This is a genomic window from Asticcacaulis sp. YBE204 (assembly GCF_000495855.1).
Lineage (GTDB): Bacteria > Pseudomonadota > Alphaproteobacteria > Caulobacterales > Caulobacteraceae > Asticcacaulis.
This window is the reverse complement of sequence record NZ_AWGF01000001.1, coordinates 278,826-300,950: the sequence shown is the minus strand read 5'-3', so window position 1 is coordinate 300,950 and position 22,125 is coordinate 278,826. Positions and strand designations below refer to the sequence as shown.

At 60.4% G+C, this 22,125-nt stretch carries 20 protein-coding genes; 3 read left to right on the top strand and 17 right to left on the bottom strand.

The window, feature by feature from the left end; all coding sequences use genetic code 11:
- Position 1: 1 nt before the first annotated feature.
- The 6 genes from AEYBE204_RS22310 to proB all read right to left on the bottom strand — a co-directional run bounded on the left by AEYBE204_RS22310 (position 2) and on the right by proB (position 8,050).
- Entirely contained in the window at positions 2–997 is a 996-nt protein-coding gene (locus tag AEYBE204_RS22310) for a YihY/virulence factor BrkB family protein (protein WP_023460588.1), read from the bottom strand.
- 91 nt (positions 998–1,088) lie between these two features.
- On the bottom strand, positions 1,089–4,463 hold the full coding sequence (locus tag AEYBE204_RS22305) for a DUF4450 domain-containing protein (RefSeq protein WP_023460587.1): 3,375 nt from the start codon (positions 4,461–4,463) through the stop codon (positions 1,089–1,091).
- Between the two features lie 420 nt (positions 4,464–4,883).
- The gene (locus AEYBE204_RS22300) at positions 4,884–6,155 is read right to left on the bottom strand and encodes a glutamate-5-semialdehyde dehydrogenase (RefSeq protein WP_023460586.1); all 1,272 of its coding nucleotides are present in this window, start codon (positions 6,153–6,155) and stop codon (positions 4,884–4,886) included.
- 51 nt (positions 6,156–6,206) lie between these two features.
- Complete coding sequence (locus AEYBE204_RS40635) at positions 6,207–6,365, bottom strand: hypothetical protein (protein WP_023460585.1); 159 nt, start codon at positions 6,363–6,365, stop codon at positions 6,207–6,209.
- 86 nt (positions 6,366–6,451) lie between these two features.
- Positions 6,452–6,874 (bottom strand): putative toxin-antitoxin system toxin component, PIN family, encoded by a 423-nt coding sequence (locus AEYBE204_RS22295; RefSeq protein WP_023460584.1) that lies wholly within the window; start codon positions 6,872–6,874, stop codon positions 6,452–6,454.
- 30 nt (positions 6,875–6,904) lie between these two features.
- Positions 6,905–8,050, bottom strand: a complete 1,146-nt coding sequence (gene proB / locus AEYBE204_RS22290; RefSeq protein ID WP_023460583.1) for a glutamate 5-kinase — start codon at positions 8,048–8,050, stop codon at positions 6,905–6,907.
- A 137-nt stretch (positions 8,051–8,187) separates the two neighbouring features.
- On the opposite strand from proB, the gene thrC reads away from it, so the two are divergent.
- Positions 8,188–9,573, top strand: a complete 1,386-nt coding sequence (gene thrC / locus AEYBE204_RS22285) for a threonine synthase (RefSeq protein WP_023460582.1) — start codon at positions 8,188–8,190, stop codon at positions 9,571–9,573.
- Positions 9,574–9,636: 63 nt separating this feature from the next.
- Here the strand turns inward: thrC and AEYBE204_RS22280 are convergent, their stop codons facing one another.
- Positions 9,637–10,158, bottom strand: coding sequence for a prolyl-tRNA synthetase associated domain-containing protein (locus tag AEYBE204_RS22280; RefSeq protein ID WP_023460581.1), 522 nt, complete (start codon positions 10,156–10,158; stop codon positions 9,637–9,639).
- A gap of 31 nt (positions 10,159–10,189) precedes the next feature.
- Here AEYBE204_RS22280 and AEYBE204_RS22275 point away from each other — a divergent pair, with 31 nt between their 5' ends.
- Positions 10,190–10,936: a DUF6065 family protein gene (locus tag AEYBE204_RS22275; RefSeq protein WP_023460580.1), complete on the top strand. Its 747-nt coding sequence runs from the start codon at positions 10,190–10,192 to the stop codon at positions 10,934–10,936.
- A gap of 28 nt (positions 10,937–10,964) precedes the next feature.
- Here AEYBE204_RS22275 and AEYBE204_RS22270 read toward each other — a convergent pair whose 3' ends face one another.
- Complete coding sequence (locus tag AEYBE204_RS22270; protein ID WP_369751790.1) at positions 10,965–11,513, bottom strand: hypothetical protein; 549 nt, start codon at positions 11,511–11,513, stop codon at positions 10,965–10,967.
- Between the two features lie 128 nt (positions 11,514–11,641).
- A complete protein-coding gene (locus AEYBE204_RS22265) occupies positions 11,642–12,535 on the bottom strand; it encodes a LysR family transcriptional regulator (protein ID WP_023460578.1) in 894 nt (297 codons plus the stop codon).
- A 107-nt stretch (positions 12,536–12,642) separates the two neighbouring features.
- Between AEYBE204_RS22265 and AEYBE204_RS22260 the strand changes: the two genes are divergently transcribed.
- Entirely contained in the window at positions 12,643–13,392 is a 750-nt protein-coding gene (locus AEYBE204_RS22260; protein WP_023460577.1) for an SDR family NAD(P)-dependent oxidoreductase, read from the top strand.
- A gap of 161 nt (positions 13,393–13,553) precedes the next feature.
- Here AEYBE204_RS22260 and rimM read toward each other — a convergent pair whose 3' ends face one another.
- The 8 genes from rimM to AEYBE204_RS22220 form a co-directional block, all read right to left on the bottom strand.
- Complete coding sequence (gene rimM, locus AEYBE204_RS22255) at positions 13,554–14,090, bottom strand: ribosome maturation factor RimM (RefSeq protein WP_023460576.1); 537 nt, start codon at positions 14,088–14,090, stop codon at positions 13,554–13,556.
- A 31-nt stretch (positions 14,091–14,121) separates the two neighbouring features.
- Positions 14,122–14,592 carry a hypothetical protein gene (locus AEYBE204_RS22250; protein WP_023460575.1) on the bottom strand — a complete coding sequence of 157 codons (471 nt, stop codon included), beginning with the start codon at positions 14,590–14,592 and terminating at the stop codon, positions 14,122–14,124.
- Positions 14,593–14,813: 221 nt separating this feature from the next.
- The gene (rpsP, locus tag AEYBE204_RS22245) at positions 14,814–15,266 is read right to left on the bottom strand and encodes a 30S ribosomal protein S16 (RefSeq protein ID WP_023460574.1); all 453 of its coding nucleotides are present in this window, start codon (positions 15,264–15,266) and stop codon (positions 14,814–14,816) included.
- A 32-nt stretch (positions 15,267–15,298) separates the two neighbouring features.
- Positions 15,299–16,867, bottom strand: a complete 1,569-nt coding sequence (gene ffh, locus AEYBE204_RS22240) for a signal recognition particle protein (protein WP_023460573.1) — start codon at positions 16,865–16,867, stop codon at positions 15,299–15,301.
- A gap of 199 nt (positions 16,868–17,066) precedes the next feature.
- On the bottom strand, positions 17,067–18,971 hold the full coding sequence (locus AEYBE204_RS22235) for a family 43 glycosylhydrolase (protein WP_052019211.1): 1,905 nt from the start codon (positions 18,969–18,971) through the stop codon (positions 17,067–17,069).
- Between the two features lie 90 nt (positions 18,972–19,061).
- A complete protein-coding gene (locus AEYBE204_RS22230) occupies positions 19,062–20,276 on the bottom strand; it encodes a glycosyltransferase (protein WP_235068030.1) in 1,215 nt (404 codons plus the stop codon).
- 54 nt (positions 20,277–20,330) lie between these two features.
- Complete coding sequence (locus AEYBE204_RS22225) at positions 20,331–20,558, bottom strand: hypothetical protein (protein ID WP_023460570.1); 228 nt, start codon at positions 20,556–20,558, stop codon at positions 20,331–20,333.
- Positions 20,559–20,813: 255 nt separating this feature from the next.
- On the bottom strand, positions 20,814–22,013 hold the full coding sequence (locus AEYBE204_RS22220; protein WP_023460569.1) for an LL-diaminopimelate aminotransferase: 1,200 nt from the start codon (positions 22,011–22,013) through the stop codon (positions 20,814–20,816).
- Between the last annotated feature and the right edge of the window lie 112 nt (positions 22,014–22,125).

The window sequence follows — 22,125 nt, the reverse complement described above, 5'->3', positions numbered from 1 at the left end:
GTTAGGGGCGCTTTTCGCGCAGAGTGAAGAAGGCGATGGCGGCCAGGGCAAGCGAGCCCGTCACCGCCGTTGCCGTAGCGATTGCCGATGATGTTGATGACGACGCTGACAGGTCTGCCGACACCGGGGTGGGGGCCGCCTCTGAAGCCACCTCTGAAGCCATCTCCGGGGCCACCGCATGGCGACCGGCATAGACCTGCGTGATCTCGGCCCCGAAAAAGATGATCTGAACCGAATAGTAGATCCACACCAGCAGCACGACCAGCGATCCGGCGGCACCATAGGTCGAACCGATGGCGGCATTACCGAGATAAAGCCCGATCAGGCTCTTGCCAACGGCGAACAGGATGGCCGTGATCAGCGCCCCTACCCACACATCGCGCCAGCGCAGATGCGCATCCGGCAGATATTTGTAGACCAGCGCGAACAGGAAGGTCGTCACGATCAGGGACAGACCGATATTCAGCACCTGCAAGGCCACGATCGAGTCGTCGCTGCCGAACAGGTTGGCGGTGGCCGACAGGGCGGCGGACACAACCAGAGACAACATGAGCAGGACGGCTATGGCGACGATCATGGCAAACGACAGGACGCGCTGACGGAGGAAACTACCGATGCTCAACTTCGCTTTGGGGACGTCGAAAATGGTGTTCAGCGCCGCCTGAAGCTCGCCGAAAAAGCCGGTCGCCGATATCAGCAGGGTCGCCAATCCGATAGCCGCAGCGATCAGGCCCTGTTCCTCGTTGCGCGAATGGGCGATGACCTCCTCGATAGCCGCTGCCCCCGTGCCGCCGACCAGACCGCGTATCTGATGGGATATTTCACCGGTCGCCGCTTCCGTGCCGAACGCCAGCCCGGCGATGGAGATGACGAGCAGCAGCAAGGGCCCGATCGCCAGAACGCTGTAGAACGCAACCGCGGCACCCAGACGCGGCGCTTCGTCCTCGTTCCACTCCTTGAACGCCTGCGTGATCAGACTGATCGTCGATTTAAGCATGAGTGTCCTCCTCAGAGACACCCATGCTTATCACGCGCCGCGCAAATCAGCCGTGCGGTAAGGCAGTGGCTACGTAAGCAAGCCCTAAGGCCTATCGTTCCAGACTGACGCCCATCAGCCCGATCACCGCTTCGTTGACGTGAGTCTTGACGGTCAGGGATTTCAGCGTCTTGGTCGGATCGAGTGCGATATCCAGCACATTGGCCGCACCGCCCGCGATGTTTTCGCGATCCTTGCGGCCTTTGCTAGCCTCGCCCGGCACGGTTACCGCGCCGGTTTTCAGATCGAGCCGTACCGGGGCCTTGCCGCACAACTGGAACTGATAGTCGTCGATGAAATAGTCGCGCTCTATCGGCCACCAGTTTTCCGGATTGCGCAGGTCGAGTTTCGCCTCGCTGCCGTCCGTATAGGTGATGACCACCTCGCCATTGATCATTTGACTCTGCATATGGTTGGTCGATCCGGCCATCAGCAGATAGGCATGGCTAGCTTTGCCATTAAGCGGTACCGTCGCGGTTTTCGGGTAGTTGTCCCACTGCGAGGTGAACAGGATGTTCCTGGCCTCGCCTGCCGGGGTCGCGAAGCTCAGGCCGTTGGGCAGCGTGACCTTGCCGCCCCCGGCACGCAGAGCCTTGTCGTCGATTTCGGCGGTGGCCTTGACGTGACCGGCCCATGCCCCGATGCCCTGCGACGGCAGGGACAGCGACACATAGGGCGAGCGCGGCGACAGGTATTTGTTCGGTTTGAAAATTTCCGTGACGCGATCGTTGAAATACGGCGTCAGATCGACGGCTTCGGCCTTGACGGCTACCCCTGCCTGCGTCCATGTCGGCGTTTCCGGCACACAGACCGGGTGCGTATCCTTCGTGCGTTCCACCAATGTGAACCACTCGAACGCGCCCCGTTTGTGCGCCCGGAACTCCGGCTCGGGTCCGGCGATGGCCATGAGGTTGCGTTCGGGATCGATAGCCGCACCGGACCATGTGACCTTGACCACCGCCGCCTTGGTCAATGGGGCTTCGATGCGCAGTTTCGGCGCCCCCACGCTTTTGAGGGCGATCCATTTGGCCGGTTTGCCGTCTACAGTGACCGACACGGTTTCGTGTGTCGCCGGTATCTCCAGCACGAAGCGCTTGAACCGCGTCGCCGTCTGGCTGACCGTCCATTGCTCGCTCAGGTCGGTGCGCTTGAAGGCCAGCCCCAGATCCGGGTGAGTCAGTTTCGCGTGGTCCCAATCCTTCGGCAGACCCGGCGTCAGGGTCAGGGTGCCGCTCAAAGCGTCGGGCTTTACCCCGAACAGGCCCTCGACCACGGTGCGCGACATGACCCCGGCCCCGTCGGCGAAGTCGCGCTGGGCCTCGCGGCGGTAGACGTCGAGATAGTTCAGACTGCCGATATTACCCGGCGCGATCCCCATATAGAAGCTGGCCATGACCGAGCCGCGCGTCAGGTCGTAGGCCTCTTCGGACTGTCCCGCCTGCCAGTAGGCCAGCGCGGTATGCAGGTTCTCGCCCATCACCACATTATTGACCGACCAGCTGTACGGCATCCAGTCGGAACTGGGCAGGACGTGGTAGTCGCGGTCCTTCGGCACGCCCTCACCCGCGATTGGCAGGGGCTTGAGGTGGGTTTGCAGGTCCGCCGCCATCCGCGCGGCCTCGAAGGCGTCCGGCACGCCGGAATCCATCGTGTGATAGAAGCTCCACAGGCCATAGCTGGGGTGAAGCAGCTTTTCGCCGAGAATATCGCGGTATTCGGCAAAGGCCCCGCGATCCTCCATCCACAGATACTGACGCATGCCCTTGCCGATCAGTTCGGCCTCCTGCGCATAGGGCGTGGGGTCCTTTCCGATCAGGGTGGCGAGGCGCGCCGCCATGCGATTGTGATAGAGGTTATAGGCCGATTGATAGCTCACACCGCCGCCGCTATATTGAACGTCGTCGCTGGCCCATATCGAGGCATAAGCTTCGTACAAGGGCAGCTTGTCCGGGCCGTATTCGCGGCGGAACATGCGCTTTTCCCACGCCAGATGCCGCTCGATGACCGGCCAGACTTCGCGGGCGTACTCAACGTCGCCGGTCCACAGCAGGTGGCGGAACAGGGCGTCGATAAAGCCGGCATTCATGTCGTAGTGCGAATTGGACATGTCGCCGTTGGAATGCAGCGCGGCTTCGCTGCGCGCCAGATTGGCGTCGGCATCTGCGGGCGGCAATTTGTCCGGGATCGGACGGGTGTTCTGACGCGCGGCCCAGCCGCTGAAATTCCGCCGCGCCCGGTCGTGCCAGCCCAGCGCATCCGGCGCATAGTGGCCACGCCAGCCGAGCAGCTTGACGCGCCAGGCGATGGCCCCGTGCATCACGCCGCTCTGGGCCTCGTCCCAGATGGCGTCGGCCCCGACGTTCAGCGCCCCAACGGCGGCATCGAGATAGGGGTCCGGCGTTTCGATCTTCACGCGGTCGCGTAAGGCCGCGAAATGAGTACGTGTGGCGGCAAAACGCTTCGGCAATTCCGCCGCCGCATAGGTCGGATCGAGCGGGATGACCTTGGCCGTCGCCCCGGCATTGCCGCCGGGAGCGGTGACGGCGCGATAGGTGTCGAGATCGCCGGCCACAGGCCGTCCGGTCACCTGAACCGAGATATAGACCGGCCCATTGTCCGTAAGCGGAATATGTCCGATGGCGACCTTAATGGACGCGTCGGCGGAGGACGCAAACAACGCCTTGGCATCGCCCCATTTAGCCGCATCCGCCCAAACGATCTTTGCCGGAACAGACGTCACGCCGTTCAGTTGCGCGGCCTTGCCCGACACGGTGAAGCCACCGGCGCTCAGGGCATAGCGATCGTCGACGGCATATTCAGGTTTGAACTGGAAGTATTCGCTGATCGGCACTTTCTCGGTGCCGATATCGCCGTCGCGCGTACCGCGCTGACCGTTGCCGCCGCCATAGGCGAAGATCAGTTCCGCGCCCTTGGGCAAGCCCTTGCCCTGCGCCTGAACGATCACGCCTTCGGTCTGATGATAGGCCAGGACGGCGATCTCAAGTTTGCCCTTACCCAGGATCGGATCGCTGACCGTGTAGAGCAGCTCACCGGGACGGTAGCGCGTGACGATCTCCGCCGTGTCGCTCAGCCATTTGATGCCCTGTGCGGTTTTCACACCCAGTCGCAGATTGCCGCCGCGACCGGGCAGATACAGCGACAGTTCCGGCTTGTCGCCGCCGTCGACGCGGAAGGCCGTATTGCCGCCATAGAGCGCACGGTTGAAGAACTCTTCGCCGTTACGGATGACGAAATCCGCACCGTCCGGACGATATCGCAATGGCGTCGCGGTCTGGCCTTCGAGATTGGGCCTCAGGCCGCGCGTCGCCGAAAGGGCGGTCGTTTGGGCTGTCACCACCACGGGCGACAAGGCGGTCGCTGCCATGAGCGCGCCCAGCAGAAGGGTACCGCGGAGATATCTGGCCATGTGTTTTGTCCCTGTTTTGCGACCGGTTATAGTCCAGCCTGCGCAAACCTGTAAAATATCATCCTGATTATCGAGATGGTATTTTGGTGTTCGTTCAAAAAAAACCCCTCCATGAGGCGATGGAGGGGCGAAGCTGTAGTCCACAGAAGGGATGGTACACCCTCGACACAGGGCCATGCACAAAGCCCATGCGTCAAAGGGACAGAGACGATATCGGACCTCAAGGGCGACGTGGCTTTCACCACGTCTGGAGGGATACAGATCCGATGCGTCGTGTCATATATTATGATTATATATTGAATATCGGTACGTCAAATGAATTTCGCCTATGGCAATCGTTTTGACATGTGATTTTTGGACGCAAACGTTTTCACACGACACGTTTCCGCGCCGTGCGAAAAGTTTAACAGCTCAATGCCATTAAGGCCGCGTCTGGCCCGCGCCGCGCACCACATATTTGAACGTGGTCAATTGCTCGGCCCCGACCGGACCGCGCGCGTGCATCCGGCCCGTAGCGATACCGATTTCGGCGCCCAGACCGAACTCGCCACCGTCGGCATACTGAGTCGAAGCGTTCCAGATGACGATGGCGGAATCGACCTCGTTGAGGAAGATTTCAGCCGCCTCGGCGTCTTCGGTGATGATGGCTTCGGTGTGCTGGGTGCCGTAGGTTTTGATGTGCGCCATGGCGGCTTCGAGCCCTTCGACGACGCGCACCGCGAGGATCTTCTCCAGATATTCGGTGCGCCAGTCGTCTTCGGTCGCGGCTTTCATCGGGTAGATCGCCTGAGCCGTCTCATCGCCGCGCAGTTCGCAACCCTTGTCTTCCAAAGCCTTGGCGATGCCCGGCAGAAGCGTTTCGGCGACGGCCTTGTCGATCAGCAGGGTCTCGGTCGCGCCGCACACCGACACGCGGCGCATCTTGGCGTTTAAAGTGATATTGAGCGCCTTTTCGGGATCGGCGGCGGTGTGGATATAGGTGTGGTTGAGGCCTTCCAGGTGCGCCAGCACGGGCACGCGGGCCTCTTGCTGGACGCGGGCCACCAGCGACTTGCCGCCGCGCGGGATGATCAGATTGACGGCGTCGTTCAGCCCGCCGAGCAACAGGCCCACGGCGTCGCGATCCGGCGTCGGGACCAGTTGCACGGCGGCCTCGATCCCGGCTTCGGCAAAGGCGTCCTCGAACGCCGCGAAGATGGCCAGCGCCGATTTCAACGCTTCGGACCCCGTGCGCAGGATCGCACCGTTCGACGAACGGATACACAGGGCGGCGGCGTCCGCCGTCACATTGGGGCGCGACTCGTAGATGATGCCGATGACGCCGATGGGGGTCGAAACGCGTGCGATATCAAGGCCGTTGGGGCGCGTCCAGCGCGCCAGTTCCCTGCCGACCGGATCGGGCAGCGCCGCGACCTCTTCGAGGCCCTTGGCCATGGCTTCGACGCGGTCGGCATTGAGCACCAGACGCTCGACCATGGCGCTCGACAGGCCCTTGGTGGAGGCGGCTTCAACATCTGCGGCATTGGCCGCGAGAATGTCGGCCTGACGCGCACGGATGAACTTCGCCGCCGACAGGATGAGCGCCGTCCGCGCCTCTGGCCCTGCCAGACGCAGAGCCTCGGCTCCCGCCTTGGCCTTGGCGGCCAGATCGGTCATCAGATGGGTCAGGTCGAGGTTGGCAGCGGTGTCCATGGTATCCGTCCTTTTGAAGTCTGAACGCTTTACGTGCCTTGATGGCCCAGGTCAAAGCCGATCGTCGTCACGCGAGGCTTCGCTATGCTCGCGCGCCAGCAAAGCGTCGAAAGTACCAAAGTCGGCTTTAGCGCGCTTATCTGTGAAATAGGCCGCCGTGGTTAGGGCTGCCAGCTTTTCGGCGACAGCGGTAGCGATGAATTGATTCATGCTCGTCCCGTCTTCTTTGGCCAAACGTTCGACCTCCAACTTTACCGATACGGGCAGTCGGAGCGGATAAGTAGGTATCGCGCGAGTCATAGGGCTAGTCTCCGAATAAGATCTACAGGCTTCATAACGTCCAAACCGAAACGTCCGGCAGCAGGCAAGAAATCGCGCTGGTTAAACGTAATCACCGCGCTTGCCCCGCCATTGACCGCTGCTTCAAGAACAAACTCGTCGGCGGGATCACGTAGCTGAGGACGCCATAGAAAATGAGTCTCGACTGGATCGCACATAGCGATGACCGCAGTGACGAAGATATCTGCCTGCGCCCGGCTTAACTGAGCCGCCAAAACATGCTCTGGCATTAAACAAATAGCTTCGTATTCCAACGCGAGCGCTACATTGGCCAGTAGCTGAATACGTCCCTTACGGGCTTGACGTAAAAGCTCAGATGAACCGCCTTGCGTACTTCGCATCGCGGCAACCACGACATTGGTATCTAAAACGATCTTCATAAATTATGATATCACAGGCGATATCATAATTCAAACCATCACCATATCGTCGCGATGAATCACAACATCACCAGATGTATAGCCGAGGATCGACTCGATGTCCTTGCTCGCCCGACCTTTGATTTGCGCGATGTCGTCGGAACCATAGGCGGCAATGCCGCGCGCCACTTCGCGTCCGTCGCTGAGGATGGCGATCGAGTCACCTTTGTCGAAGATGCCCGTGACGGCGCTGATCCCCGACGGCAGCAGCGATTTGCCCGTCGTCAGCGCCTTGGCCGCCCCCGCGTCGATATGGATTTGTCCCGCAGGCACCACCGTCCCTGCGATCCATGCCTTATAGGCCACGCCCGAAGAACCCTGCGCCGTGAAGAGGGTGAATCGCGCGCCTTCGGCCAGTTTCGACAGGGGCCGGATCGCCTGACCGTTCATGATCGTCGTCGAACAGCCTGCCGATCCGGCGATGCGCGCGGCGGCGATCTTGGTCGCCATGCCGCCGGTGCCGACGCCCGCATGAACATTCGCGCCGCCCGCCATGGCTTCGATATCCGGTGTGATCGTATCGACCACGGCGATATGTTCCGCTAACGGATCATGGCGCGGATCGGCGGTATATAGCCCGTCGATATCCGACAACAGGACCAGCGCTTCGGCGCGTACCAGCATGGCCGCCCGCGCCGCCAGCCGGTCGTTGTCGCCGTATTTTATCTCTTCGGTCGCCACCGTATCGTTCTCGTTGACAATCGGCACGACGCCCAGCGTCAGAAGGGTTTCCGCCGTTTCGCGCGCATTGAGCCACCGCCTCCGGCGTTCGGTATCCTCGCGCGTCAACAGAACCTGCGCCACCTTAATTCCGTGTTCGGAGAATACCTCGTCCCAGGCGCGCATCAGGATCGGTTGCCCCGCCGCCGCCGCCGCCTGTTTCTTGTCGAGCGGCAAATTGCGCGTCTTGAGCCCCAGATAACGCCGCCCCAAGGCCCCTGCCCCGGAAGATACGATCATGACCTCGGCCCCGGCCTCGCGCAACGCCGCAACATCGGCGGCCAGACCGCGCAGCCACGCCATGTCGGCGGCCCCCGTCGCCGGATCGACGACCAGCGCCGAACCGATCTTCAGCGTCACGCGCTTCGCCGCCGCCAGATGCGCCGGAAACACCGATTTTGTGCCGCCCGAAGTCATGAAAGTCTTTTCTAACGCCGCTTAAAATGATAGGCCCCCCGCGACAGTTTTATCGCAGGCCAACACCTGCGCCTATTAGCGGACATACGCCTCTTCATGCAAGAAGCGTTTGAATGCTTTTAAGAAATGGTAACAAAATGAACTATATCGGCACGCGCGGCTTCAACGAACATCGTACCTTTTCGGGCGCTTTACTTGACGGCCTCGCCCCTGATGGCGGTTTGTACGTGCCGCAACACTGGCCGACCCCGGATTTCGACCTGAAAAGCGCCTCGGCGGGCGGCTATGGCGACCTGACGGTGAAGCTGCTCAACCTGTTCGGTGTCAATGTCCTCGGCGACCACGCCGTCAAGGCCGCCGCCCAGCGCACCGAAGACGCCTTCCTGCGCAACGGTGAAGTGCCGCTGACTAAGCTCGACGACAATCTATGGCTGCTGGAGCTGTATCACGGCCCGACCCACGCCTTCAAAGACATGGCCATGCAAATGATGGCCCCGCTGACCGACGCGGCTCTGGCGCAGCGCGGTGAAAAGCTGACTCTGGTCACCGCCACCTCCGGCGATACCGGTGCCGCCGCCGTGCGCGCCTTTGCCGGGTCCGAACACGTCAAGCTGGTCGTCTTCCATCCGCTCGGTCGCGTCTCGCCGGTTCAGCGTTTGCAAATGACCACGGTTCAGGCCGACAACGTGCTGAACGTCGGCGTCGAAGGCGATTTCGACGACTGCCAGCGCATCGTCAAGGCGCTGTTGTCGGAACCCGTCCTTAAGCAACAGGGCCTGATTTCCTCGGTCAATTCGATCAACTGGGGCCGTCTGCTCGGTCAGGTGCCCTATTATCTGGCCGCCGCCGCCCATACGGGTGCCGATAAGCCGGAATTCGTCGTGCCCACCGGCAATTTCGGCGATGCCTTCGCGGGATGGGTGGCGCGCAAGATCGGCGGCAATGTCGGTCACCTGCACGCCGCCGTAAACCGCAACGACGCGTTGAATCAGGCGATCAACAACGGTAAATATGTCCGCCGTCAGGCGACCGAGACCGCCTCGGTATCGATGGACGTGCAGGCGCCGTCGAACTTCGAACGCCTTGTGTTCGAAGCCTCGGGCCGCGACGCCGACGTAACGCGCACCCTGTTCAACGACTTCGCCCAGACCGGCGACGTGACCCTGTCCGCGGACCTGCAAGCGGCACTGAAAGCCGAAGTCTCGGCTTCGACCGTCTCGGAAGAACAGACCAAGGCGACGATCAAGCTTGCCTACGAAAAATATGGTCAGGTCATCTGCCCGCACACCGCCGTAGCGCTAGCCGCCGCGCTGGAACGCAAAGGCGACGCCCCACAAATCGTCCTGTCGACCGCGCACCCGGCCAAGTTCCCGGCCTTTGTCACCGAAGCTTTAGGTTTCGAGCCGAAAGCCCCCGACGCCATCACCGACCTCTACGGCCTGACCGAGACCCTGACCGAAATGCCCGCCGATGTCGCCGCCGCCGTCACCACGGTGCGCGCCTTCATCGAATGGATCGATTGATTAAGTGAAGATGAGGGCAGGGGCAGGGTCACGGACCCTGCACCCTTAACCTGGAGCAGGTGATTAGCCCGGCGCTAAATTGCTGAAATCTACCACTTTATAATCTCGACCCAATTTCTCCTGGAACCGCCGGAACTCTGCCTGCGTCAGAGCCGTCGTCGCCGTATTGATCAGCGGGTGGAAGTTGACGATCTCCGCGTCATGCAAACGCCGGTCAAGGATGAACTTCACCTTTTGCTCCGGGTCATTGATCAGGGCCAGGGCCGTCACCGATCCCGGTCTGACGCCCAGCGCGTCGTGTAGCCGCGCCTCGGAGCCGAACGACAACCGCCCCGATCCGATCAGCTTCGGCAGGGCTTTCAGATTGATCTGGGTCTGCTGTTCGGCGCTGATAAGCCAGAGCTGACCCTTGTCGTCCTTGAGGAACAGGTTCTTCGTATGCGCCCCCGGCAGCGCCGCCTTGATCTCGTCGCCCTCGCCGACGCGAAACACCGCCGGGTGTTCCAGTGTACGCGATGCGATGCCCCAGTCGTTTAGGGCTTGAAGCAGGGTGGCTTGCGTATAAAAGGTCTTATCGGAGTTCATAAGCTTGGCGTTTACAGGAGGTCTTGGCGCAATGGAATTGGAATGTTTTATCGTGCAGAACGGCGCGCGCGAAATCATCCCCGGCCGCACCGACCGCGACTGGATGGACGCCTTCGCCAACCGCTTTCCCTATCGTTGCCTGCCCTTGACCATGGCCAATTCGACGGGCTGGGAACTCATCGTCCCCGAAGACATCACCATCGAGTGGAACGGCGGCCATCTGGCGACCGACATTACCATTACGGCCGACCGTCCCGGCGCCTATGTCGACCACTTCGTGCAGAGCCATTTCAGCCACGGCATCGTGACTTTCCATACCGGCTACCTGTTCCGCACGCCGCCCGGCTGGGCGTTGTGGGCGTCAGGCGCGCCCAATCAGGTCAAGGACGGCATCGTGCCTTTGACGGGGCTCGTCGAAACCGACTGGCTGCCCTTCCCCTTCACCATGAACTGGAAGATGACGCGCCCCGGTATCGTGCATTTCGAGAAGGGCGAATCCTTCTGTTTCATCAATGTCGTCGAGCACAAAAAACTCGACGACATTCAGCCGGTCATCAAGCCGATCGAGTCCGATCCGGACCTCAAGGCGCAGTTCGAGACCTGGTCGACCAGCCGTGCCGCCTTCAACGAAAGCCTCGTCAACCGCGACCCTGCCGCCATCAAACAGGCGTGGCAGAAGTTCTATCACAAGGGCGAACTGCCCGATCAGACCGAGGCCCCTTCCGACCACATGAACCGCCGCCGCCTCAAGCCGGTAAAAATGGAAGGTATGGAATAGAAAAAAGGGCTCCAGCTGGAGCCCTTTTTTATTGTCTTGCCGCGGGCCTGACGATGCGCCCATCGAGGTTCTGCTTCACCTCACGCGCATCATAGGCGTTTGGATCGCCCTCCGGCTTGGGCCCTTTGCCGAGGATGACCTCAGCCGAGGCTTCGTAGCGGTAGAAGGTCGTCTCGTCTTCTTCCCACGCCCCCCACGGACCCCAGCCGGGGCCGCGATAGTAGCGCCAGAACACGCCGCCGTAATAGGGGCCGCGGAACGGATCACGATAGGTGGTCGTGGTCGATTTATCTTCCTTGGTATTCCGGCCCGACAGGGTAAACCAGTCGAAACCGTTTTCCAGCGCCAGCTCGGCGGCGCGATAGAGCATATAGTCCTCGACCGTCTCACGCGAGGTCGCCGAATTGCCGGCGAATTTCAAACGGTAGCGGTTGGTCTCGATCTTCTGGTCGCTATAGCCACGCGCCATCGACGAAGCCGGATTACCCGTAACGGGCTGATAAGGAGTCGCGGTGGTACAGGCCGTCAGAGTCACGACGGACACGGCCAGAACGGCACCGGATATCAACCTACGCATGCTCATAACAACTCCCTTGCCCCCAAGACAGACAACACTATTGGGTTAATCTTATCAAACGTCAATGTGGCTTTATTAGGAAACTATCGCCTAACATCGTTACAGAACAACCGTTTGCAGGGTTTGGATTATCCCGCGTAACCCTTCATCAGATCGGCCACCCAGTCGATGAACACCCGGACGCGGCGCGCCAGATTGCGCCTCTGCGGATATATCAGCGATACTGGCATAGGCGCGGCCCGGTGGTCCGGCAATATTTCGATCAGCCGCCCCTCGGTCAGAGACTGCGACAGGCCGATGCGCGGGGCCTGAATGATCCCCAGACCGCTGAGCGCCGCCTGGGTATAGGCCTGAGAATTGTTCACGGTCACCACGCCGTCCATCGGCACCGAACGATAATCATTGCCGTCGACGTATTCGAAGCCGTCGGGTGGTGCTCCCATCTGGCTGACATAATGGACCAGCCGGTGTCCACTCAGATCGTCCAGTGTCTGTGGGGTTCCGAACCGCGCCAGATAGGCCGGACTGGCCACATTGATCAGGGTCAGATGCCCCATAGGCCGTACGATCAGGCCGGAATCGGCAAGCACCCCTACCCGGATCACACAATCGAACCCTTCGCGCACCACATCGACGAAGCGATCGGTCGAGGACAGTTCGATGCGCAGGTCGGGGTGCTGATCGAGAAACGCGGGCAGGTTCGGCAGGATCAGGCTTTGCGACATGCCCAGCGGCATATCGACCCGGATACGCCCGCTGACCGCCGCCGTTTCGAACAGGCCGGACAGGTCGTCGGCATCGGCCAGCAGATCCTTGGCGCGTTCGTAAAAGACCTGCCCGTCGTGAGTCAGCTGCACCCGCCGCGTCGTGCGATAGAGCAGTTGCGTCCCCAGCCCGGCCTCAAGCGTTTGCACGGCGGTGGACAGGGTGGCCTTGGGTACACCGAGACTGTCCGCTGCCTTGGTGAAGGACGACAGTTCGGCGACCCGCGTGAACATCAGAAGGGCATCGAGACGAAACATGGGCACATTATTGTTCATTTATATGAACAGTCTAATCAAATCTGACGGATTTATCCAAAAATATCACCGGGATAAGGTGTTCATCGGATCACACACAGGAGACACTCATGACCATCGCGATCATCACCGGCGGCAGTCGCGGCATCGGGCGCAACGCCGCCCTGCATCTGGCCAAGGACGGCGTCGATATCCTCTTCACCTACCGTTCGAACCTGACCGAGGCCCAAAACCTTGTCGCCGAGATCGAGGCACTGGGACGCAAGGCCGTCGGTCTGCCGCTCGATGTCGGGGCGGTCGGCACGTTTGCGGCTTTTGCTGACAAAGTCAAAGAGACCCTGACGGCATGGGGCGTCGAACGCTTCGATTACCTCGTCAATAATGCCGGGATCGGTATCCATGCGGCGTTCAGCGAAACGACCGAGGCGCAGTTTGACGAGTTGATGAACATCCATTTCAAAGGCCCGTTCTTTCTGACGCAGATTCTGCTGCCGCTGATGAACGACGGAGGACGCATTCTCAATATCTCGACTGGTCTGTCGCGCTTCTCGGTGCCGGGTTACGCCGCCTATGCCTCGATGAAGGGCGCTATGGAGGTGCTGACGCGTTATCAGGCCAAGGAACTAGGCGCGCGCGGCATTGCCGTCAATATTCTGGCGCCGGGGGCCATCGAGACCGACTTCGGCGGCGGTCGCACCCGCGACAATGCCGATATGAACGCCTTCGTGGCGCACAATACGGCCTTAGGACGGGCGGGTCTGCCCGACGATATCGGCGGCGCGGTCGCGGCCATCCTGTCGTCGCGCAGCGGCTGGATCAACGCCCAGCGCATCGAAGCGTCGGGCGGCATGTTCCTTTAAAGGAAGTAATAATTTACCACGGACAGACACGGAAAGCACGGAAATTCATTGCTTTATGATCTCGCGCGAAGCGCTTTGACAAAGCGTGTCACAAAATGAATTAGGCCCTTCGGGCAGAAAGACGCCTCAGCTTTTCCGTGCTTTCCGTGGCCGTCCGTGGTTTATTTCTCTTTTTCTTCGCCCTCAACCACCTGCTCGACAGGCGGAGAAATCACCACATAGCCATCCGCGATATTCACCTCCGGCACGTTTTCGCGGGTGAACATCAGATAATAACTTGCCCCACCCTTCGGCTGAATATCGAGCAGATCCCCCGCGCCGAAATCCTCGACGGCCTTGACGCGCCCCAGGACAGACCCGTCTGTTCCGCGCACCTCAAGCCCCAGCAGGTCGGTGATATAGTAGTCGTCCTCGTCCTCGATCTCCGGCAGCTCCGCCCGGTCGATGTACAGCTTCAGGCCTTTCAGCTTTTCCGCCGCCGTACGGTCGGGGGCCTCTTCGGCGCGCACCAGAAGCTGCCCCTTGTGTGCCCGGGCAGCGGTGATAACCAGAGCCGGTTTTCCGTCCTGCGATAGCAGCGGGCTATATTCCAGCACGCTGACCGGATCGTCCATAAAGCTGAGCAGCTTGAATTCGCCCTGCACGCCGTGCACGGCACCGACCTGCGCTATGAAGATGAGATTTGATTTTTGCGTCATCCGTGCGGGATAGCTGAGGCGCGTCGTTTAATCAAGGTTGGCAGGTTTTCGGCACCGCCTGCTTGACGGACTTATTGGTCTTGACCAGCTTGCCGCTGCGGATCGTCATCGGCTGATAGGGCGGCTGAATCTGCATCCCGTAATTGGTGATGTGCAGCACGTAACAGCCTGCGAAGACCTCTTTCGTGCCGTCCTTGCTGACCGACTGCACGGCGACCGGCAGATTATAATAGATGTTCCCAGCGCCGGGATCGGAGGTCGCCTTGCCCGTCACGACCCAGACTTCGCGGGTGTTTTCGTAGCCCTTGGCCCATTTCTGAAACTCCGGCAGGTAGTCGCGCTCGTAATAGGTATAAGCCCGCGCCAACTCACCGCGATTGATAGCATTGTAATAGGACTGGATCAGGGATTGCGGTGTGGAGCGGTCGTCGAGATAGACCGGCAGAGCTGCGGCGGACGTGGCGACGGTAAGACCGGCAAGGGCAAGCAGGTATTTACGCATAGAGGACTCCTTTAACGGGAGATAAGCACTGACGCCATAAGCGGGCGATAGGAAGATTGCTAAGTCAGGTGGAAATACCGCAAGGCCCCCCACCGTTTCGGCTTCGCCGATCCACCTCCCCCACAAGTGGGGGAGTATGAATAAGAGCAGCCTTCGTGCAGCGCAAAGAAAAAAGGCCGGAGCGTGAGCCCCGGCCTTTCTCGGTTTCAAATCGCAGAAACTTAGGCTTCTTCAGCCGGGGTCTCGACGGCAGGCTCTTCAGCGGCAGCTTCTTCAACGACCGGAGCGGCAGCGGCAGCAGCCGCTTCTTCACGGGCGGCGGCTTCGGCGTCCAGACGGTCCTGTTCGCGCTGAGCGCGCTCGGCGGCACGTTCCTGAGCCTTCTTGCCCGGGGTACCCTTTTTCGGGTTGTTGCCGTGTTCCCACTTCACGAGGCCTTCCTTCGACAGGAAACGGGCGACGCGGTCGGTCGGCTGAGCGCCCTTCTTGAGCCAGTCGGCGATGGCTTCGACCTTCAGGGTCACGCGCTTGGCGTCGTCCTTGGCCAGCATCGGGTTATACGAACCGACCTTGGCGATGAACTTACCGTCGCGCGGGGCGGCGGCGTCAGCGATGACGATGTGGTAGTAGGGGCGCTTCTTGGAACCACCGCGGGCGAGACGAATTTTCAACATGATAAGATCCTTTGTTCGTTGAATTCAGTTTGTTATTTTTTGAAGGGCGGCTTGCCGCCACCCAATCCGGGAAGGCCACCTAAACCGGGCAAACCGGGGAGCCCTTTAGGAAGTCCGGGGACATCGGTCGGCATCTGACCGGCCCCCAATTGTTTCAGGCGCTCGAAATCGACGCCGAGATTGTCACCGATGGCGGCCGGATCGCCTTGCATCTTTTTGCCCATCTGCTGCATCTGGGCCATGTTCGGGCCGCCGCCCATACCGAGCATCTTGGCCATGTTGCCGAGGCCCTTGCCGCCGCTGCGCGCCATCATCTTGAAGGCGTCGGCCATCTGGCGGTGCTGCTTGAGCAGACGGTTGATTTCCGACACCTCGACGCCCGCCCCCGCCGCGATACGACGCTTGCGCGAGGCGTTGAGCAGGTCGGGCTTCTTGCGCTCGATCTTGGTCATCGAGGAGATGACGGCAATCTGACGGTCGAACATCTTGTCCGAGATATTCATCTCGTCCATCTGCTTCTTGACCTTCTGCACGCCCGGCAGCAGGCCCATGATCCCCTGCATACCGCCCATGCGCTTCATCTGCTTGAGCTGTTCGGCCAGATCGTCGAGGTCGAACTGACCCTTCGACAGCTTCTTAGCCATCTGCTCGGCCTTGGCCGCGTCAAGCTCCTGCGAGGCCTTTTCGACCAGCGCGACGACATCGCCCTGACCGAGAATACGACCGGCGATGCGGCGGGCGTCGAACACATCGAGGGCATCGACCTTTTCGCCGGAACCGGTGAACTTGATCGGCAGGCCGGTCGTGGCGCGCATCGACAGCATGGCCCCGCCGCGGCCATCGCCATCGACGCGGGTCAGGATCAGGCCGGTCAGCGGCAGGCGCTCATGGAAGGCGGCGGCGGTGCGCACGGCGTCCTGACCGGTGAGCGAGTCGGCGACGAGGAAGGTCTCGATGGGGTTGGAAATGGTCGCAATTTCCGACGCCTCGGCCATCATGCCTTCGTCGAGCGTCGTGCGACCGGCGGTGTCGAGGATCAGGACGTCGTAGCCCTGAAGCTTGGCCGATTGCAGGGCGCGGCGGGTGATTTCGACGGCGTTCTGACCCGCGACGATCGGCAGGACATCGACGCCGATCTGCTCGCCGAGCAGTTTCAACTGCTCCATGGCGGCGGGACGGCGAGTGTCGAGCGAGGCCATCATGACCTTCTTGCGCTCGAATTTCGTGAGACGCAACGCCAGCTTGGCCGAGGTCGTGGTTTTACCCGACCCTTGCAGACCGGCCATCAGGATGACGGCGGGCGGCACGGCAGCCAGATTGATCGGAGTCGGCTCTTCGCCGCCCAGCATGTCGATCAGGCCGTCATAGACGATCTTGACCACCTGATCGGCGGGCTTGACGGCCTTGATAATCGCTTCACCGGTGGCCAGCTCGCGCGCCTTGGTCATGAACTGACGCACGACCGGCAGCGCCACATCGGCTTCAAGCAGGGCGACCCGCACTTCGCGCAGGGCTTCGTCGACGTCCTTTTCCGAAAGGACGCCGCGGCCGCTCAGGCGGTCGAAAAGACCGGACAGGCGATCGTTCAGCGAGTCGAACATGCAGCTTCCTTCAGTTTAGGCCGGGCTTTCCACAAAACAAAAACACCCCGAGAACGCTCCGCGTCATCGGGGATCCTCCGGTTCCCGTCCGGTCATATGCCGGGGTCGTAACCTGAGAGGGTTTGTCTGTGAAAGGCGTTTCGGCCTGAATATCGCGTCCCTATGACGGTTTTGGTCATAAGAGTCAAGGGTGGGAGTCCTACGGACGCCCCTTGCCCTTTTTGATCGGCTCACCGACATCGCCGGGTTTGAACGGCGCTGCCAGCGGGTCCATCGGTTTGATGGCCCCTTCGGGCGTAAATTCCATCTTCGCCAGCACGGTCTGGCGCTGATAACCGCCGCCTTCCGGCAGGGCATGGCGGTGATAGGCGACGTACCAGCGGTCGGTGCCGGGGACATTGACGACGCTGTGGTGCGCCGTACCGACAGCGACACCATGTTTTTGCAGAACGATGAAGCCCTCAGTCGGCGTCGTCACCGGCCCCAGCGGCGAGTCGGCCACGCCCCAGCCGACGCGATAGTCCGGGCTGCGCGCATCGTCGATCGACCACATGAAATAGTACTTGCCGCCGCGTTTGAAGACCACCGGCGCTTCGCGGTGATCTTTTAGCTCTATGGTATGCACCGGCCCGTCAACCGTGATCATGTCAGCTTTCTGTTTGACCACGTTGCCCAGTTTGCCGTTGCCGTAATAGAGATAGGCCTGACCGTCGTCGTCGATGAAGGGATAGGGGTCGATCGTGTTGGTCTGTATGCCGGTGCCCTTGGCCAGCAACGGCTTGCCCAAGGCATCCTTGAACGGACCTTTCGGCGATTTGGACGTCGCCACGCCGATATTTCCTTCGGCGCAGAAATACATGTAATAGGTGCCGTTACGCTCGATGACATCCGGGGCCCAGGCCTGAATCTTCGCCCACGTCAGGCCGTGAGCGACATCGAGGATCATGCCCTGGTTTTTCCAGTCGACCAGATTTTTCGACGACCAGACAGAAAAGTCCGTGGTCTGCCAATTGGGTTTGTCCGACGTCGGATAAATATAATAGGTATCGCCGAACACACGGATCGACGGGTCGGCGGTATAGCCTTCCAGCACCGGCGGCGGCGCAGGGACCGGCGTCATAGCCTCCGTCGAAGGTGTAGCGGTTTCCAGATTTTTCACCAGCCAAGCCGGGGCGCTGAGCACCGTGCCATGACGTTGACCCTTGGCCACGGCGACGTCGTATGACACATCCGTCCACGTTGTCCAGTCGGTGGTTTCATAGACGCCATAACGTTTGTCGGCATAGTAATCGACATAGAGGCGGGTCTTCGTGCCCACCTTAACCAAAGTCGGCCCTTCGGCGCGCTGCCCCGACACCAGCGGCGTCGGCATCAGGGTGTAGGGACCGGTTATCTTATCGGCGGTCGCCCAGCGCACCGCGCCCCACTCTTTGGTCTTCTGTTTGTCGCCTTCCTTGAAGACAGCGATGTAGCGCTTGCCGTCTTTCACAATCGTCGTATCGATATGATCGAAACCGGGATCGATCAACACCTTGGGCGCGCTGAAGGTCACGAAGTCTTTCGTCGTCACGAAATAGGTGTAGTTGTTCATCCGCTCGGTCGATTTGGTCTTGGGGAAACGCCCGTCGATATCCGACGACCAGGTGATGATGTACTGCTTGCCGACCTCATCATAGACCGTCTCAGGGGCCCAGGCATTGTTCGTGCCCTTTACGCCTTCCAGAAACGGCAGGTATTTTTGCTCGGACCAATGGACCAGATCGGTCGAAGCCGAATAGCCGATCCCCTTGTCCTTCCATCCCGTCGTCCACACCATGCGGAACACGCCGTCCGGTCCGCGCAGTATGTGCGGGTCGCGCATCAGCTTGCTGCCGACGGTGGGTTTCAGGAACACCTTGCCCATATCGGTCCACGCCTTGCCGTCATCGCTGACCGACAGGTGCAGGCCATCGCCGCTGCCCTGAAACGAGGTGAACAGATAGGTGCTCATCGGCCACTTGGGTTTGGCCGGAGCCGGTGCCGGCGCTTGAGCGCTGGCCATAGCGGCACAAGCCAGCCACAGGCACGCTACGCTGCCAGACAGACGGGGGGTCAGGATAGGCATGGTTTCCTCTTGGGATTTCCTCTTATTGCCTGATCTTAGCCGAGGCTTTCTCGCCCTGTAAATCCTCAGACAATTAAAATCCGCTCGTCGTCAGGGATTTTGCAAAAGCCACTGGTTAAATGGCATGACTTCCAGTGCATCGGCCGACCAGGCTCTGTTGAGTACAGCAGGGGTGAGACGCGCCACTCGCGCCTTGTCGACATGGATACCCGGATCGTAAACAATTTCCCTCAGCATATGCGCGGCTGTCTGAATGTCGGGCTCGGCCCAGTATTGCGCCCGCTCGCGCTTCACCGCGCTGTAGGGACCGTCCGGATCATCGAGCGGAATCAGCTCATAGGGCACCGGATAACCGTTGTCGCTTTTCAGAAAATCCGTATTGCCCGACCAGTCGGTGGCGATCACCGCCACGCCCGCTGCCATAGCCTCCAGCAAAGCGAGGCCGAAGCCTTCCGAACGGTGCAGCGATAGAAGCACGTCGAACGAAACCGTAAAACGGTCCATATCGGCGTCGCTCAGGCGTTCGGTGAACAGGCGAATATCGTCGCGGCCCCCAATCAGACTGTTCAGGCGCGTTTCGGTGGCGGCGTCCATGCCCGACACCTTTAGCGTCAAGGCCGCCTTACCTGTCGGCTCCGGAAACGCCGCCAGCCAGGCCTCGATAGCGGCCCACGGATTCTTGCGGGCCGGGGATGATTTCACATCGAACAGGCTCAACGCCTCGCAACGATCCTCGCGCAGACCAAACCGCGCGCGATCGGACGTCGCGAGCGTCAGCAAGGGGTGCGGCATGACGCGCACACGTTCGGACAGACCGGTCTGTCCATTCGCTTCAAACGCAACGATCAACGCATCCCTGACGAAGGTGCTCGGCACCCAGATTTCGTGCAGCCATTTCGCCATGCGCACCCACTGCGCGGGCGCTTTCGGCGTTTCCCACGCCCAGTACCCGATCCGGTAACGCTGCGACCACTGCAACGGATCATGCGCCATCAAGGCCACCAGCACTTCCGGCGCATTGGCATGGATCAACCAGACGCCACTATTGTCGCCCGGCAGCACGGCCTTCTGATCGAGGATATGTTTGAACGCCGGGCGGATATCGTGCCGCTCGACTGCATAACCCGCCGCTTCCAGCGCGTCGGCCGTCATGCGGCCTGCGCGTCCGATCCCCAGACTTTCGTTGAAAAAACCCGACACCAGAAGCGATCCGGCACGTAAATCGTCGCGCTTCGGCCACGCAGGTATACGCGTCAGCGCAATCGCTTCAAGTCCACCGTGGATCAACGGCAGTCGATATTTCAAAGGGAGCGCCCGAATGCCGATCATAGGGGCTCATTATCCGAGTTCGCGGTGCGATTAAAGCCCCAGCCACTTGCGGCGTTGCGACCAGTAGGATTGAAACTGATCGGCCAGACGTTCGTCTTCGAAATTGACGACCTTGACCATCTGCATGCCTTGGGTATCCGAATGAATTGAAATCGAATCGGCGTCCTGCAACGACGCGGCTTCCACGAATTTGAAAAAAGCGCCGAAGAAGGCATCTTGTTCGGACGCGGTGGCAATGTCGAACTGCAAACTAATCACGGCCTCATCCTTTTTTCAAAATCGACGTTAAAAAACAAGTATTTAGCTGCGCCTTAAAATATGTGCGGCGCACAATTCTTTAATGAAACCCTAAAAGGGTGTCGGAGTCAAATAAGACTCTCCTAAAAACCTCAACTTACGTGATCACGCACTACCGGTCGCAGATTTTTGTTTCCTATTTGTCACAAGATCGAGTCGCCAACCCTTGCCGTTAAGTCAATAACGACAAGGGCTTAGGGACAAAATCGTGAAAACCTATTCCGCCGCGCGGATCGTCTTGTTGTCCGGCTGGAGCAGCTTTTTGATGTTGCGTGCCGCCTGCCGGATACGGTGTTCGTTTTCAACAAGGCCGATACGCACGAAGCCTTCGCCGTATTCGCCGAAGCCCAGACCCGGCGCCACCGCGACGTGGGCTTCTTCGATCAGCAGCTTGGCAAATTCGATCGAGCCCAGATGCTTGAACTTGTCCGGTATCTCGGCCCAGGCGAACATCGAGGCCGGCGGCGGCGGGATATCCCAGCCCGCGCGCTTCATCGAGTCGATCAGCACGTCACGGCGCGACTTGTAGATGTTGCGGATTTCCTCGACATTGTCCTGCGGCCCGTTGAGCGCCGCGGCAGCCGCCACCTGCATGGGGGTAAAACCGCCATAATCGAGATAGGACTTCACCCGCGCCAGAGCGGCGCAGATCTCGGCATTGCCGACGACCATGCCGACACGCCACCCGGCCATGGCATAGGTCTTCGACAGGGAATTGATCTCGACCGAACGCTTGATCGCGCCTTCGACCTGAAGGATCGACGGCGGCGGGTTGTTGTCGAAATAGATTTCCGAATAGGCGATATCCGACAGCACGATCAGGTCGTGCTTTTCGGCGATGCGGATGACTTCCTTGTAGAAGTCGAGATCGACCCACTGCGCCGTCGGGTTCGACGGATAGGAGACGATCAGCACCGACGGCGTCGGCACGGAATGCTTCACCGCGCGCTCGATGCCCGACAGATACTGCTCCGGCGACAGGGCGGGGACGTGACGGATCACCCCGCCCGCCATCAGGAAGCCGAAAGCATGGATCGGATAGGCCGGATTGGGGCAGATGACCGTATCGCCGGGTGCGGTGATCGCCATCGCCAGGTTGGCGAACCCTTCCTTGGAGCCCAGTGTCGCGACGACCTCGGTATCAGGGTTAAGCTTCACGCCATAACGGCGGTCGTAATATCCGGCCATGGCCTTGCGCAGACCCTGAACGCCCTTCGAGACCGAATAGCCGTGGGTCTTGGGCTTCTTGACCGTCTCGACCAGCTTGTCGACGATGTGCGGGGCCGTATCCATGTCCGGATTGCCCATGCCGAAGTCGATGACGTCGGTGCCTGCCGCGCGCAGACGTGCCTTCACCTTGTTGACTTCTTCGAAGACATACGGAGGGAGACGACGAATACGATAAAAATCGCGCATGACAGCACCTGAGTGAACGACCTGACGAGGTACGGGGTGAATGAGACGGCAAAAGCCGGATCGCTCATATGACGCATCGGGCGCGAATTGTCATCCTGCAAACAGCGGCTTT

Coding starts and splice junctions, on each gene's coding strand:
- AEYBE204_RS22310 (WP_023460588.1), bottom strand. CDS start 997: ATGCTTAAATCGACGATCAGTCTGATCACGCAGGCGTTCAAGGAGTGG.
- AEYBE204_RS22305 (WP_023460587.1), bottom strand. CDS start 4,463: ATGGCCAGATATCTCCGCGGTACCCTTCTGCTGGGCGCGCTCATGGCA.
- AEYBE204_RS22300 (WP_023460586.1), bottom strand. CDS start 6,155: ATGGACACCGCTGCCAACCTCGACCTGACCCATCTGATGACCGATCTG.
- AEYBE204_RS40635 (WP_023460585.1), bottom strand. CDS start 6,365: ATGAATCAATTCATCGCTACCGCTGTCGCCGAAAAGCTGGCAGCCCTA.
- AEYBE204_RS22295 (WP_023460584.1), bottom strand. CDS start 6,874: ATGAAGATCGTTTTAGATACCAATGTCGTGGTTGCCGCGATGCGAAGT.
- proB (WP_023460583.1), bottom strand. CDS start 8,050: ATGACTTCGGGCGGCACAAAATCGGTGTTTCCGGCGCATCTGGCGGCG.
- thrC (WP_023460582.1), top strand. CDS start 8,188: ATGAACTATATCGGCACGCGCGGCTTCAACGAACATCGTACCTTTTCG.
- AEYBE204_RS22280 (WP_023460581.1), bottom strand. CDS start 10,158: ATGAACTCCGATAAGACCTTTTATACGCAAGCCACCCTGCTTCAAGCC.
- AEYBE204_RS22275 (WP_023460580.1), top strand. CDS start 10,190: ATGGAATTGGAATGTTTTATCGTGCAGAACGGCGCGCGCGAAATCATC.
- AEYBE204_RS22270 (WP_369751790.1), bottom strand. CDS start 11,513: ATGCGTAGGTTGATATCCGGTGCCGTTCTGGCCGTGTCCGTCGTGACT.
- AEYBE204_RS22265 (WP_023460578.1), bottom strand. CDS start 12,535: ATGTTTCGTCTCGATGCCCTTCTGATGTTCACGCGGGTCGCCGAACTG.
- AEYBE204_RS22260 (WP_023460577.1), top strand. CDS start 12,643: ATGACCATCGCGATCATCACCGGCGGCAGTCGCGGCATCGGGCGCAAC.
- rimM (WP_023460576.1), bottom strand. CDS start 14,090: ATGACGCAAAAATCAAATCTCATCTTCATAGCGCAGGTCGGTGCCGTG.
- AEYBE204_RS22250 (WP_023460575.1), bottom strand. CDS start 14,592: ATGCGTAAATACCTGCTTGCCCTTGCCGGTCTTACCGTCGCCACGTCC.
- rpsP (WP_023460574.1), bottom strand. CDS start 15,266: ATGTTGAAAATTCGTCTCGCCCGCGGTGGTTCCAAGAAGCGCCCCTAC.
- ffh (WP_023460573.1), bottom strand. CDS start 16,867: ATGTTCGACTCGCTGAACGATCGCCTGTCCGGTCTTTTCGACCGCCTG.
- AEYBE204_RS22235 (WP_052019211.1), bottom strand. CDS start 18,971: ATGCCTATCCTGACCCCCCGTCTGTCTGGCAGCGTAGCGTGCCTGTGG.
- AEYBE204_RS22220 (WP_023460569.1), bottom strand. CDS start 22,013: ATGCGCGATTTTTATCGTATTCGTCGTCTCCCTCCGTATGTCTTCGAA.